The organism is Paenibacillus sp. JNU01 (genome assembly GCF_059130585.1).
In genome coordinates this window covers 2318837-2332238 of sequence record NZ_CP169723.1, presented here as the reverse complement: position 1 = coordinate 2332238, position 13402 = coordinate 2318837, and the positions used below count along the sequence as shown (strand labels likewise).

Below are 13402 nucleotides of genomic sequence, written 5' to 3'. Positions count from 1 at the left end.
TATATTTCACGGACGAGAAGTTATGATAGTCGCATGAAGGAAAAGAATGTACTACAATACATGTTAAAGGGCAAGAAAGTAGGTATATTCCAATGTTTGATCCAACGGTGTATGACAATCTGAAAGTCGGGTTTGAGAATTATCTCTATGATATGGATAACCTGGATGAACGTATTCAGATTACGGGGCGTAAAGATCGGCTGGAGATGGCAGTGATGTCCAGAGAGTTCACAATACAGTTCTGTCTCAGGGATCGTCCGGAAGTAAGAGGAGAAGTCATATTAAGCAGTTCCCTTGAGGAACTTGCAGCAGAGATATTGGAGAAGCCTGGAGCGCATCCGGGTTGCCGATTGGAACTGCGGTTTGGTATGGATGTGAAGGAGACCGAGACACAGTGCTCGGCTATTCGTTCATTATTGCAGATGGGCTGGCCTGACCAGCGGATGTGCCTGAACATCCGCTATATCTTTGATGAAGAGCCAATCACATACAACGTCATGGCTCATGTATACTTTGACCGTAGTGTGACTGAAGACCAGATGGGAGATATTCCTGAACTATGTGAGCATATGGTGAATGTGATGAATCAATTATTAGAGTTGCATAACCAGTAATTCCAAAAAAGCCTTGTCTCTTTGGTGAGATTAGGCTTTTTTTTTGCATTTTTTTAAAAGTTTGTGTAGGCTTTCAGGCTTAGGTTTAAGGTCATTGGGGTTAATGTTTTACGCAAGCAAGTAAGAGAATGTATATTAAAAGGGGGTAAGAGTGCAATTGGACTATACTGAAACGGTGAAATTGCGAAAAATAATATTGGGACTAAAGATTTAGTTCTGTACTAAAGGAACTAGTTTTCCTTGCCGATAAAATATCGAAGGGGAGAAACTACATGACAGAGAAATTAATTCGTCTGCTGCGTATACTTCAGGCTATACAAGCAAATCCTGGAATTTCGGCCAAAGAGTTGGCGCTGAAATGCGGTACGACTGTACGCACGATATATCGTGATCTCCGGATTTTGGACAGGGTTGCCCCGATTATGAACGAAGGATATGGCAAAGGTTACCGATTTATTGGTGAGTTTGCCATGTATCCATTAGATTTTACTGAACAGGAGGCAATGGTCTTCTCCATGCTTCCGTCCGTAGTTGATACCTCCAAGTTACCTGCTGAGTTCGATTCGGCTTTTGACAAGGTCATGTCGGCTCATACCAAATTAAAATCAAGAAACAGTGACATTGTAGAGAATATTGCGGGAATTATTCGTATGGGCACGCCAGCTTATCGTGAGGAAGGAAAAGATCCTAATCTGCTGATTCCCATCATCGAAGCTATTCTAAGCCAGCAAACTATTCGTACTCAATATCATACGCTGACAAGAAATGAGATTACAGTTCGCGATATCGATCCTTATTATCTCATTCCGCGTGATCAACGTTTTTATCTGATCGGCTACTGTCATTTGCTGCAAAAAGTTCGATTGTTCCGAATTAGCCGTTTTTTGGATGTAACACGAACCAATGCCGGTTTCGACAAGGGTGACTTCAACATAACACAGTATATGAAGAACACATGGTCTATTGACCGTGGAGACGAGCATATCCATTTCAAGGTAAGATTCTCTGAGAAAATAGCCCCCTACATAAAAGAAGAAGAGATGTTTGTTCGCCCGCGAATGACGAATATGTCGGATGGGGGATTGTTATTTGAAGTGACACTGAATAGCAGCCGAGAATTTTTGAAATGGTTGTATCAATTTGGACCCGAGGCAGAGGTGCTTGAACCACGGGAGTTTCGTAGAGAGATACGCAGGCAACTTGTCGAGTGGTTGGAACATTATGAGACCGATGTATCTTTGTGAATTTTAATTATGGACAAATACAAGAGAAGGAGCAGGTCGTATGAGCACTAAATTATTCGCAGCTATGTATGGGATGGACCACTATCATGGAGTACAGGTTTTACATGTGGGGGATACCGTGTATCTCGTCAAAGATCCAGACAATCGATTGGATCAACAAGCAATTAAGGTCGTTATTCCACCGATTGGAGCGGTAGGCTATATCGTTAATGATCCGCTTGTCGTACCTCATGGATGTTGGACCGGGAAGGCATTCTACGATGTATTTCATCAACTAACGTGTGCCAAAGTACGATTCATGATGAGAGATATGGTTATTATGGAGTTAATTGAGATGAGTCACATTCCTGTTCCACAGATGGATTCTTTGATTGCGGGATGGCAATTTCGTGAAAAAGCTTGATCATTTTAAAGAGCAGGTTTACATGGGCAAAAAGCTCATAACAGAAGAAGGCTCATTGACGGATGAGCCTGGTATAGGTGGCTTCCAGATGCATGGCTGTTCTGGCCCAACTGAAATGTGCCTTTGCGCTGTCTCGGCCAGCCTTCCCTAACATCTCGGCAAACGTGGGGTTGCTTGCAAGTTTGTACAGGCAGGAGGTGAAACGTTGGGGACGCTTATAATCACTCACAAGGTATCCATTAATACCTGATTCAATAATCTCACGAATGCCTCCGTTATCAGAAGCAATGACAGGTAATCCTGAAGCCATGGCCTCAACATTGACCAGACCAAAAGCTTCATGTTCTTGGGAGGGACACACCAGACAATCGACGGCCCGATACAACTGATCGATATGCTCATGGTTTATCTGACCACGAAAGGATACATGCACTTTTTGTTTATGGGCAAGTTCGCGAAGTTTACGCATGTAATGCGGAGGGCCTTTGCCTGCAACGACCAGTTGGACAGGCATCTGTCGCTGAAGGAGGGCAGTCGCACGAATTAATACGTCTACGCCTTTTCCAGGGATGAGCCTACCGACATACAAAATAGAGAATGGTTTAGTCACTCCAAATTGTGTACGCAGTTGAATCTGTTCTTCGCTGGATTCAGCAGGCCTGAAGCGGCTTAGATCCGCACCCAATGGAACCACACTCATCCGGCGTTTTACCAACGGAAATCTGCGGCCTAGCCTTTGTCGCAGGGATTGGCTGTTAACGGCAATCCAATCCGCTTTTCTCATTAATTTGAGTCTGGAAGTTCCGGGCTGAGCAAAGGTTAACGAGTGAAGATAGAGTACAACGGGAGTGCGTGGAAAAGCTTGTTTGATGTTCGCCATACTTCGTGGCCTGTTGTCCACTTGAATTACATCGTAGGGTTGTTTGGATAACTGGCGTAAGACGGCTTTGGTGTATCTGACAGGACTCGATGCAGGGACACGTTGAATGGTGATGCCATCGATCTGTTCTGTGGCAGCGAGACCTTCCATTTGACGAGTTATGATAGTCACCTGATGGCGGTGTGCAAGTTCTCGGGCAATCCCTAATATACAGATTTCCACGGAACCATTACCGGGCAAAGGTAATTTCTCGGGTGCAACCATAGCAATTTTCATTAACTGGCTCCTCCTTGTCCGACATCGGTAACAATCTTCGTCGTATATCTTATGAGAAGCTGAGGTATTTGGCTCCTGCAAAAAGGCAGGTGAACACCCATATAAGCGTGCAGGAATAATCTGCTGCGTGGAATGAAGCGGAGATTTTCAGCTTTTGTGATATACTGTACGGGAACAATTGAATTCGTTACATGTATAAAAGCAGGAGGAAAATAATGTTACATTCTATGCTGGGACGCTTCCGGCTGATGTTGTGGTTGCAGGGAATTTCGTATGTATTGTTACTGTTTGTTGCTTTTCCGTTGAGAGATGCCGGAGTTATGCCGCAGGCTGTCACTTGGTTTGGAAATTTGTACGGTTTTTTATTTTTAATGTACTTGTTATTTATGGTGAGCATGTACACCTCACAGAAGTGGCGTCTGCGTCGTCCAATTGCCCTCTTCTTCATTTCTTTCATTCCACTGGGGAATATGATTTACGATGTTGTCGTATTCCGTAAGCTGTACCGTCAACGAAATAAAGCTTGACTTTATTTAAGATTATGAAATATGATGAGTACAGGTTTAACAACCCGTTCCAACTAAAACTACATATTCCTGTTAAAGGGGAGTAGCTTTTACAGTAAAGTCGTCAATTCGGGATCGTATCCCCGGCTTTATTGGCAGCAAATTTGTTGTTAGCGAGACCTTTACCAAGTTTTCATGCTCGGTAAAGGTCTCTTTTTGTGGATATAAAAGGACCTTACCAGCGATGGTAAAGGTCCTTTTTTTTGTACATCATAAGGATATTAAGGAGGAGTCAACGTTGGAAGTTTCATTATTATTGGAATATGGGTGGGTGTTGGCTGTCTTAGTAGTTCTAGAAGGATTACTTGCAGCAGATAATGCATTGGTACTCGCAATTATGGTTAAACATCTACCTGAAGAGAAGCGCAAAAAAGCGTTGTTCTATGGTCTGATGGGCGCATTTGTTTTCCGTTTAGGTTCATTGTTCCTGATCTCTTTCCTCGTCGATGTTTGGCAAGTACAAGCGATCGGTGCCCTGTATCTTCTATACATTTCGATTAACCATATTGTTAAAAAGATACTGGGTAATCGCAATAAAACAGATGAAGCTGCTGATTCGACGCCAAAGAAACCGAAAAAACAATCTGGTTTCTGGATGACCGTATTCAAAGTCGAAGTAGCCGATATCGCATTTGCAGTCGATTCCATTCTGGCTGCAGTTGCCTTGGCTGTAGCGTTGCCACCAAGTGGATTGCCTGCAATCGGGGGACTTGACGGAGGACAGTTTATCGTTATTTTCCTCGGTGGATTCATCGGGCTTGTAATTATGCGTTTTGCAGCCTCATATTTTGTGAAGTTGCTTCATTCCCGCCCAGGGCTTGAAGTTGCGGCTTTTGTGATCGTAGGTTGGGTAGGGGTTAAACTGGCAGTTATTACACTTGCACACCCTTCATTGGGTGTTCTGGATGAGCATTTCCCGGAAAATAAAATTTGGAAATTCGGATTCTATATTGTACTGATCACCATTGCGGTATGTGGTTGGTTCCTGTCTTCCAAAGTTCCTGAAAAAGAAGACGAAAATCCGGTTGATGAGTTGGAAAAACAAGCAGGTCTGTAATAATCATGTTACGCTAACAACATCATTATTATTAAGAAAAGAGGGGACTGTCCTAGGACGGTCCCCTCTTATGGTTTATACATAAAGTCTGCACCATGGACCTATTTCCAAGAAAAGGGTTGACACATGAATTTCAGTCCCTTTATTATAAGACTTAACATTAACGAAGGGAGGCCGAGAGACATGATGCTTGGTTATGATCTGAATCAAACAGGGCGCAAGGTGGATACAACTGCATATCAGGCTCATCGTCTCATTGGCCTCATACGGTCGACATAGGGGATAGGCATATCGTTTAGCGGGTTTTATAATCGATATGCGTTCTTCGCTTATATCATAGCGATGGATAACAGACACACAAGCATGTTTAAGCTGTTCTGTTCTCCGTTATTGTCATTCAGTAGAAGTCATGGGCGACTAGCCTATGGCTTTTTTTAGTTTTATTTTATAGATGAATCAGCAAACCGAATTTGCTGAACGTACAGGAAGGAATAATACACTTTTATGAATACAGACTTTAATTTATTTAATGATCCAAATGAAAACGCAGGTGGCTATCGCCATGAAGTGAAATTGCCCGCGGGCGACCTAACCGTATATGCAGCACAACAACTCTTTTCCTCGCTCGATTACAAGGTATTCGAGATGGCGAACAATAATCTGCAGATTCCGGGAATCTCTTATATGAGTTACACACCTGACGTGCATGTCGGTGTAGGTACATGCATTGGAACAACAGCCGTCTGGGATGCGCAGAGCGGATACGTTTCTCCCTCCATCGTTGGCAGTGACATTGGCTGTGGCATGCGAGTGCACATGACGAACTTGCACAAGGACGAATTGAAAGACATCAAGCTTCGCCGTAAACTTGTCAAAGCCATAGAGAAAGTATTGCCAATGGAGGCGAACCAGCGAGGTCATTACTCGGATATAAGACTGGAGCACATTGTTCGTAAAGGGCTGCATGGTTTACCCAAAAAATATATCCCTGACAGCTATACACCGAAAAAATCAACCTCGATAACCCATGTGGAAAGCAGCAAATTCAGTTACGATGAGGATGTGTTAAATCACATTCCTGATATGACGTGGCATCGTTCGCATCGTCAGCTCGGTACACTGGGCGGAGGGAACCATTTTGCCGAGATCCAGGCGATTGAGATCGCCGAAGAGAATCGTGAAATCGCAGAAGCTTGGGGATTGTACGATGGACAGATCGTGGTCATGATTCATTCCGGCTCTCGTGCATGGGGTGGATATGTCAGTCAGACGAGTTCTTCAGCGATTGCGAAAGTCATGCAGCGTCTTAACTTGGGCACATCCGATCCAAGACTGGTATTTGCGCCGCTGGAGCATGCAGAAGGTCGTCATTATGTGAACATGATGTATTCTGCATTGAATTACGCTGTTGTCAATCGTCACCTGATTGCGTATGCTATTCGCGAAGCATTCCGGGATGTGTTTGGCCCCAAATGTGAATTTCGTACGTTATACGACCTGATGCACAACTACGCCTGGGAGGAATCCCATGCAGACCAAGACTCCGTTTTTGTACATCGAAAAGGAGCGACACGTGCGTTGCCGGCGGGTCACCCGGACAATCCCAAGCCTTATCTGGCAACTGGACATCCGGCGCTTATTCCCGGTTCGATGGGAACTGCTTCATATATCATGGTCGGTCAGCCACAGGGCGCTGATAATTATTATTCCATATGTCACGGCGCGGGGCGCATACGTTCACGAACAGCAACGAAACGATTGGTTACTGTAGAGGATTTTGCTACGGCACTTGGCGTCGGCACAGAAGATGAGATCGTGGTAAACCAGCGCTCACTTGAATCCATTATTGATGAATCACCACAGGCTTATAAAAATGTAGACGAAATCATAGACAGTGTAACCGGCGCAGGCCTGGCTCAAGTTGTAGCCAAATGCAAACCGCTTGCCGCGGTAAAGGGAGCGAAATAATGACAATACACGAACAACAAGTGGATCCTACGCGTGCGATTTATAGCTACGACGAACAACATGATACCCGTATTCGAGTGGAAGGGTACGCCATCTATTCAAGGCTGATTCGTGGCATCAGCGAGGCGCTACATCAGCGATATGGGGTTGAATACAAACTGTATGCCAGTTCTGACCCGAACAATGAATATTGGGAGTTACTCCGGGAAGACTTGCAAAATGGAAGTACCGAAGTGGAATTGGTAGCCCGCATTTTCGAGGATCTGGAGCTTCAGACGTTGCATTACGATGATGATGGTGATGTGCCCACGTATGGTGTGCACTACTCCATCCGCAACAACGTATTTGCCTATCCAAAATGGGGCGTTGCACTTGTGCGTGTTCCATTTTTCCGAGAGAACGGGATCTATAGCGAAGACTTTGTATTTGCTGTCGGGGATGAAGAGATGAAGCAATTTCTCGGAAGTGTCCGGGAACGGGAACGTCAGCAAAATATGAAAAAAGTGACGGTGTATACCGATGCCCGCAATGGCAGCGACCGTCATGTCGAATCGATTACTCGCTCCGTGGGAAGAGAGGATGTTGTTCTCTCTGCACAGATTAAGCAGGATATTTTCCGCTCGCTGGATCAGTTCTTCGAAGCAGATCGTTCCTTTTACAGAGATTACGATATCCCGTACAAACGGGGCATTCTATTGTATGGACACCCCGGAAACGGTAAGACCACATTGGTGAAATCCATTGCAGGAAGTATCCCGGGACCGGCTGCGTATTGGCAGATAACGGAGTATACCAACAGTGAATCGGTGCGTGAAGTGTTCGAGGCTGCCAAGCGACTCGCACCGATGGTACTGATCATTGAGGACATCGATTCGATGCCGGATGAAGTCCGTTCCTTTTTCCTGAATACACTGGATGGAGCTACGTCCAAAGAAGGCATTTTCTTGATCGGGACAACGAATTATCCTGAGAAAATCGATCCTGGCCTTATGAACCGTGCGGGACGGTTTGACCGGGCTTACGAAATTCCGTTGCCAGATGAAGCACTGCGCCTGCAATATTTACGCCAACGAGGCTTCACCGTATTCGCTGGTGAAGAGGGCACGGTAGAAGCAGCTCGTCTGACCGACACGTTTTCTCTTGCGCAGCTAGGTGAGTTGTATGTGAGCGCTGCGCTGGAATGGCATCAGAATGGACAGACCGACATTGTAAAAGTCATTCAGTCGATGCGTGGCGAGCTGGACAAGAGTCACAAACATACGTGGCTGGCGCAGCCAGGTAAGGGCCGTGCAGGCTTTTATTGATCAGATCTCTAACCCATCAATCCTATAATATGACGCAAATTTATAAATAATCCTACCTCAATTGGTGATACTAACCTTGTCTGCTCTAACATACAATGACTTTCGGGAGGTACATAACGCAGCCCTGAGCTGGTGAGATGCCGGAAAGTGACGTGATCTGTTTCATACTGGGCCACAGCCTATTTTGCAGAGAAGAATGCATGGGACAAACGGTAATATGCAAAAATTTTTATGCCAATTGTTTAAATGCTTCTGTAGCGGTTAATAGTAGACAGACAACAACAAAAACTTTAATTAGAGGTGAATGATATGGGTTGGTTATGGTCATTAATTATCGGTGGTATCATTGGTTGGTTGGCAGGTTTGATCGTTGGTCGTGACATTCCAGGTGGTGTTATCGGTAACATCGTTGCGGGTTTCATCGGTGGATGGTTAGGTGGAGTAATCTTGGGTGATATGGGTCCTGAGATGGGCGGATTCTACATTGTACCTGCATTGATTGGTGCGATCGTTCTTGTAGCCATCGTAAGCTTGATCTTCCGTTCGATGGGACGTAGTCGCGGGTAACTCATTCAAGATCAGTTCTTGAATAAAGTTGTCAGCTACATTGCATTACCAAATGAATAAAATGAATTACCAATGAAGAGGTTGATTGAGAGCCATAACGATGGCTTTCAATCAACCTCTTGTTGTTTTAGAATATAAGAAGGTATGCGTAATGGCTATCTATATTCATACGTAGTTTAGATAAGAGGGGTTGAACGGAATGGAAAAAGCTACATTCGCCGGCGGATGTTTCTGGTGTATGGTTACACCGTTTGAAGAACAACCGGGCATTCATGGGATTATATCGGGTTATACTGGCGGTCACGTCGAGAATCCAACATATGAGCAGGTCAAATCAGGGGAGACCGGTCATGTCGAAGTGGTTGAAATTACATTTGATCCGGAAGTATTCCCTTATGAACGACTGCTGGAGCTATACTGGCCTCAGATTGACCCGACAGATGACGGAGGACAGTTCCAGGATCGGGGGACACAGTATCGTACGGCAATCTTTGTGCATAATGAACGTCAACGTGAGCTTGCTGAACAGTCTAAACAGGAACTGGCAGCCAGCGGACGATTCACTCAACCGATTGTTACGGAAATTCGGGATGCCGTAGTGTTCTATCCGGCTGAAGACTATCATCAGGATTACCACAAGAAAAACGAGAAGCATTATAAGGAAGACCGTGCGTTATCCGGACGGGACGAATTTATCGACCAGAACTGGAAATAATGCATCAGATCACATGAAAAGCCGGGCGAGTTCCAGTTGGAACTCGCCCGGCTTTTTGGCTGTATGGAGGCTGAAATCAGCCATAACGGTTATCTGATTGTTCCCACCAGTATTTCTACGTCAATGGTAATCTTCGACAAGGAAGTTTGAATGCTCACCAGGGATGATCCCGACCGATGCCAGGAAAGTGGTGTCATATGAACGAGTGAATCCAGCATGTTTGCGGTGACGGGCAGCGTGTAGGTCAGCGGAATGCTGGCGATGAGATGATGATGTTTGCGGAATCGGTCCAGCGTAAGTTCCCGGCCGTCTGCTCGATCAGGTCGATTCAGGAACAGCATTTCTCTTAGTTCAATTAAATATCGTTCACGGGGGATGACTTTGATGATCCATCCCCCATCTTTCAGAATTCGTCCAAACTCTCCATAATTGGAAGGAGAAAATATATTCAGGATGATGTCCAGCTGACCTTCTGCAAACGGACTGCATGCCAGATCGCCGACAAACCAAATTTGCTGGTTGTAGGCAGAGGAAGCCATGGCAATGCCTTCTTTGGCAATGTCGATGCCCCAGCCAACGGCTGGAGTATCCTGCGTAATCTGCTGCAGAAATGTTCCCTCTCCTGTGCCGGCATCCAGAATATGCACGGGATAGCTGATGTCAACCGAATAACGTGAGATCCACCTGCGTAGTACTTCGGTCAAAGGAGCATAAATACCGGTTTCCGATAAGATATTCCTTTTGGCAGTAAATAAACGTTTGTCATAGTTGCCCTTGAAAAAACGTGTCATGAAATTGATATAGCCTTGTCTTGCAAAATCAAAGCTATGCCTGGACACACATTGAATGCTCCCTGAGTTAATGGTTGCCATAGGGCTATGACAGATGGGACAGTTCAACATATGGTTGTATGGATTAATAAGCGCAGCGCTACGTTCTCTGCGATGGACTGACATGGAATAACACCCCATTCATTCAGATTTGGATAACTGAAGAAAAGGGCATAACAAATAAACCTCTGCACGAAATTCAAAAAAAGAGGTTTATGGCTATGCCCCAAGTTATCTATATCGAATGAACTGAATTATCATAGGAAGGTTAAGCTCCTTTTGCCTATCAAGATTAGGGTGAAGCAAGAGAACGTTACTAGTATAACAGGATGAGAAGAAATGACAAGTAAGGGGAGCCAGGCGAATTTGAAATAAAAGAGCGCCCTGTCAACCGTTTAGACGGTCATACAGAAGCGCTCCGTTCATTATTTTGCAGCAGCCTTTAATACATATTTGGACAATGTCTCATCGTTCATCGAATAGATGACATCATCCACATAGGTAGAGACACCTTCTAATGAAGGAACGGAGGCACTGGTCGTGTAGATATGCACGTCTTCCAGTGTCTGCGGATCAAGAATGTATCCTGTTTTGGCAAAATCAAGCTGGTACTGACCATCCTGTGTCTGGTCAACATGCATTAATGCAGGCTGTGCGTCCTTGAATGTACGCTCAGTCACTTTGCCTCTCATCGTATACAGTTCCAGCTTCTGCCCTGTAAGGACCGTATAGCCGTTGCCAGCCGTTTGGATGTAGGCATCACCGGCAATGGCACGTCCCCATGCAAGCTTGCCGTCGGTGCCAAAGCCCATCAGTCGGTTACCCGTATTCTCGAAATTGGCACGCATAAGGATGGAACCATCGTCCAGTATGGCCAGCGATTCACCGCCGCCATCTCCCAGTGTATTGGCATTGGCAGGGAATTGGTAGAAGGCCAGACGATTCAACGTACGATCATAGATCTCCACCTTGGGATTCGCAGCTTGCTGCCAGAAGTTGCCTACCTTGGTTTGTTTGCTGGCATCCACTACAATTCGACCATGATCAGCCTTGAGCACGCTGCCGTTAATGGTCTTTTCGGTAATTAATTTGCCCTTTTTGTCATATAACGAGATGGCTGAGCGAACGGAACCATTCGATTGCACGCCCTGACTTGAAGCAACCATCAGCGTATCGTTATCCAAAAGGGATATGCTTGCAGGTGAGTTCACCGTTTTGATCCAGTTGGTTTTACCGGATGTATTGAATGAGTACAATTTTTTGGTTTTGTCCGAATATTCCATATACACATAAGCTGTACCGTTGCTGGCATATACCGAATCGGAGTATGTGGTGTAAGGACCGCTTTTCTCATGGAATATCGTATTCCACTTCAATTGCCCAGTTGTAGCATCGAATGCTTGGAGAGAGTCCAGTTGCCAGTCGAGTGTAGTTTTGCTGCTTGTTTTTGTTACGGCCTGGGAGGCATGTACATATACAAGATTTTTGGATGGCACGGCATGGATTGCCTTGATCAGGACATCTTTTTCGGTATTGGCCTCAGATAACATCAGGGAAGATGACGTCCACGCTGGTTTGGGCATGGATTCGGTTGAGGCAGCAGCGTAACTTGTTGTATTCATGGTGAAGAGGAGCATGCCGCTAAAAATGAGGGCAGCCCATGTTTTGGACTTGTGTTTGGTCAATGTATGCAAGTGATAAACCACCTTTCTTCTTCGATTCAAAAGAGAACCGATTGTTGAATTTTACCATTGAAGTGAAGTGCAATTCAACCGAACACACTGTAACCTTTTATCATGGATTTGTCGAAAAAACTATGTTTGGAGAAGTCTGAGGGTTACAGGGAATTCATCTTCTTTCGATCAAGGTGGAAGTCTGATATATTTAGTGCGGTGATAAGCCATATCTGATTAAGACGTTGGATAGAACATAGGGAAAAGAACAAGGAGAAGAGCTATGAACTGGAGTGAAAATGTGACCCTATGGGTCATCGGAATTATTGTCATATTACTACTGTTGGCCTGGATTATTCGGCGTATTATCGGGCGCGGTCAGCGGATACGAAGTGAAGCCAATCCCAGGAAGATTACGATAAAGGACATCGACAAGATGGAGGATGGTTCGGAATTCGAATTATATCTTTATCATCTATTCGAAGAACTCGGGTACGATGAGGTTCATAAAACGACGAGCAGCCGGGATTTCGGTGCGGATCTTGTATTTGTGGATCGACTCGGCCGGCGGAGTGTTATACAAGCGAAGCGATACGGTGCGAACCATCCGGTAGGATTAAGTGCAGTGCAGGAGATCTATACATCCATGCGTTATTATGAAGCTGACCGGTCGATTGTATTAACGTCCGCCCGTTACACGGAAGCTTGCCGGACGCTTGCGGCAGTCAATGGAGTGAAGTTGCTGGACCGGGAAGATCTGATGGAATTAATCCTTTTATTCAAGGCGAGAAGAGTGGAGGAAGCATTGGAACTGATCGAAGAAGATGATCATGAACCAATCGAAACGTGGCAGTCTCGGCGAAAGCGGCAATCCCGCTAAGTACGCGGTGGAAGCCTTCTTAAATATGTATATGCCCATTCCAGCAGGAAGCACCTTCACTTGCGTAGCTGCACATGATATATTGAGTGTATATCAACCAAAGGAGTGTGTAATCCATTATGGCACGTACACAAACACAAAAAGCATTACGCAAAGCAGAGCGGTCAGGCAAGTGGTGCTCGGAACAGAGCCGACGAGTTAACGGAGATTATGGTGCATTATCCCAGCATGTACGTCTCATGCCTACGAAGCAGGAAAAATTGCAAAAGGTCAAACACAAGAAGCAGATCATCCAGAATGGTGGTGCTTCTTTTTATTTTGTCTATGAGAAACGGATTGCTGGATAAGTAAGACGATTATAATCCTTTCTTTGGTTGGAAAGTAATCATGTGGACTGTTAAAATCGATCTTATAAATTGGCTATA

The 13402-nt window shown here is 45.1% G+C and carries 14 protein-coding genes; 11 read left to right on the top strand and 3 right to left on the bottom strand.

Annotation, left to right across the window (positions count from 1 at the left end; translation table 11 throughout):
• The first annotated feature begins 92 nt into the window (after window positions 1-92).
• The 3 genes from NLBNIHML_RS10150 to NLBNIHML_RS10140 all read left to right on the top strand — a co-directional run bounded on the left by NLBNIHML_RS10150 (window position 93) and on the right by NLBNIHML_RS10140 (window position 2261).
• The gene (locus NLBNIHML_RS10150) at window positions 93-614 is read left to right on the top strand and encodes a hypothetical protein (RefSeq protein WP_494354314.1); all 522 of its coding nucleotides are present in this window, start codon (window positions 93-95) and stop codon (window positions 612-614) included.
• A gap of 272 nt (window positions 615-886) precedes the next feature.
• Entirely contained in the window at window positions 887-1858 is a 972-nt protein-coding gene (locus tag NLBNIHML_RS10145; RefSeq protein WP_339236864.1) for a helix-turn-helix transcriptional regulator, read from the top strand.
• 40 nt (window positions 1859-1898) lie between these two features.
• Window positions 1899-2261: an HIRAN domain-containing protein gene (locus NLBNIHML_RS10140; protein ID WP_339236862.1), complete on the top strand. Its 363-nt coding sequence runs from the start codon at window positions 1899-1901 to the stop codon at window positions 2259-2261.
• Window positions 2262-2313: 52 nt separating this feature from the next.
• Here the strand turns inward: NLBNIHML_RS10140 and NLBNIHML_RS10135 are convergent, their stop codons facing one another.
• Window positions 2314-3417 carry a glycosyltransferase family 4 protein gene (locus NLBNIHML_RS10135; protein WP_494354313.1) on the bottom strand — a complete coding sequence of 368 codons (1104 nt, stop codon included), beginning with the start codon at window positions 3415-3417 and terminating at the stop codon, window positions 2314-2316.
• Window positions 3418-3632: 215 nt separating this feature from the next.
• Between NLBNIHML_RS10135 and NLBNIHML_RS10130 the strand changes: the two genes are divergently transcribed.
• The 6 genes from NLBNIHML_RS10130 (at window position 3633) to msrA (ending at window position 9594) form a co-directional block, all read left to right on the top strand.
• Window positions 3633-3944 (top strand): DUF3817 domain-containing protein, encoded by a 312-nt coding sequence (locus tag NLBNIHML_RS10130; protein ID WP_339236856.1) that lies wholly within the window; start codon window positions 3633-3635, stop codon window positions 3942-3944.
• Window positions 3945-4221: 277 nt separating this feature from the next.
• Window positions 4222-5040, top strand: a complete 819-nt coding sequence (locus tag NLBNIHML_RS10125) for a TerC family protein (protein WP_339256909.1) — start codon at window positions 4222-4224, stop codon at window positions 5038-5040.
• Window positions 5041-5544: 504 nt separating this feature from the next.
• Window positions 5545-7008: an RtcB family protein gene (locus NLBNIHML_RS10120; protein WP_494354312.1), complete on the top strand. Its 1464-nt coding sequence runs from the start codon at window positions 5545-5547 to the stop codon at window positions 7006-7008.
• A complete protein-coding gene (locus NLBNIHML_RS10115; RefSeq protein ID WP_339256905.1) occupies window positions 7008-8312 on the top strand; it encodes an AAA family ATPase in 1305 nt (434 codons plus the stop codon). The genes NLBNIHML_RS10120 and NLBNIHML_RS10115 overlap by 1 nt, the downstream gene beginning before the upstream one ends.
• Before the next feature lie 309 nt (window positions 8313-8621).
• Window positions 8622-8879, top strand: coding sequence for a GlsB/YeaQ/YmgE family stress response membrane protein (locus NLBNIHML_RS10110; RefSeq protein ID WP_315938471.1), 258 nt, complete (start codon window positions 8622-8624; stop codon window positions 8877-8879).
• Between the two features lie 199 nt (window positions 8880-9078).
• The gene (gene msrA, locus NLBNIHML_RS10105; protein ID WP_494354311.1) at window positions 9079-9594 is read left to right on the top strand and encodes a peptide-methionine (S)-S-oxide reductase MsrA; all 516 of its coding nucleotides are present in this window, start codon (window positions 9079-9081) and stop codon (window positions 9592-9594) included.
• Between the two features lie 89 nt (window positions 9595-9683).
• Here the strand turns inward: msrA and NLBNIHML_RS10100 are convergent, their stop codons facing one another.
• Both NLBNIHML_RS10100 and NLBNIHML_RS10095 read right to left on the bottom strand, forming a co-directional pair.
• On the bottom strand, window positions 9684-10466 hold the full coding sequence (locus NLBNIHML_RS10100; protein WP_494354695.1) for a methyltransferase domain-containing protein: 783 nt from the start codon (window positions 10464-10466) through the stop codon (window positions 9684-9686).
• 383 nt (window positions 10467-10849) lie between these two features.
• On the bottom strand, window positions 10850-12118 hold the full coding sequence (locus NLBNIHML_RS10095) for a hypothetical protein (protein ID WP_494354310.1): 1269 nt from the start codon (window positions 12116-12118) through the stop codon (window positions 10850-10852).
• A gap of 262 nt (window positions 12119-12380) precedes the next feature.
• On the opposite strand from NLBNIHML_RS10095, the gene NLBNIHML_RS10090 reads away from it, so the two are divergent.
• Complete coding sequence (locus tag NLBNIHML_RS10090; RefSeq protein WP_339236839.1) at window positions 12381-12977, top strand: restriction endonuclease; 597 nt, start codon at window positions 12381-12383, stop codon at window positions 12975-12977.
• 119 nt (window positions 12978-13096) lie between these two features.
• Window positions 13097-13324, top strand: coding sequence for a ribosome rescue factor BrfA (gene brfA / locus NLBNIHML_RS10085; RefSeq protein ID WP_494354309.1), 228 nt, complete (start codon window positions 13097-13099; stop codon window positions 13322-13324).
• Window positions 13325-13402: the final 78 nt, after the last annotated feature.

Bases quoted from the DNA above. Each gene is read 5' to 3' on its own strand.
- NLBNIHML_RS10130 (WP_339236856.1), top strand. From the start codon at position 3,633: ATGTTACATTCTATGCTGGGACGCTTCCGGCTGATGTTGTGGTTGCAG.
- NLBNIHML_RS10090 (WP_339236839.1), top strand. From the start codon at position 12,381: ATGAACTGGAGTGAAAATGTGACCCTATGGGTCATCGGAATTATTGTC.
- NLBNIHML_RS10120 (WP_494354312.1), top strand. From the start codon at position 5,545: ATGAATACAGACTTTAATTTATTTAATGATCCAAATGAAAACGCAGGT.
- NLBNIHML_RS10150 (WP_494354314.1), top strand. From the start codon at position 93: ATGTTTGATCCAACGGTGTATGACAATCTGAAAGTCGGGTTTGAGAAT.
- NLBNIHML_RS10145 (WP_339236864.1), top strand. From the start codon at position 887: ATGACAGAGAAATTAATTCGTCTGCTGCGTATACTTCAGGCTATACAA.
- brfA (WP_494354309.1), top strand. From the start codon at position 13,097: ATGGCACGTACACAAACACAAAAAGCATTACGCAAAGCAGAGCGGTCA.
- NLBNIHML_RS10135 (WP_494354313.1), bottom strand. From the start codon at position 3,417: ATGAAAATTGCTATGGTTGCACCCGAGAAATTACCTTTGCCCGGTAAT.
- NLBNIHML_RS10100 (WP_494354695.1), bottom strand. From the start codon at position 10,466: ATGGCAACCATTAACTCAGGGAGCATTCAATGTGTGTCCAGGCATAGC.
- NLBNIHML_RS10110 (WP_315938471.1), top strand. From the start codon at position 8,622: ATGGGTTGGTTATGGTCATTAATTATCGGTGGTATCATTGGTTGGTTG.
- NLBNIHML_RS10140 (WP_339236862.1), top strand. From the start codon at position 1,899: ATGAGCACTAAATTATTCGCAGCTATGTATGGGATGGACCACTATCAT.
- msrA (WP_494354311.1), top strand. From the start codon at position 9,079: ATGGAAAAAGCTACATTCGCCGGCGGATGTTTCTGGTGTATGGTTACA.
- NLBNIHML_RS10115 (WP_339256905.1), top strand. From the start codon at position 7,008: ATGACAATACACGAACAACAAGTGGATCCTACGCGTGCGATTTATAGC.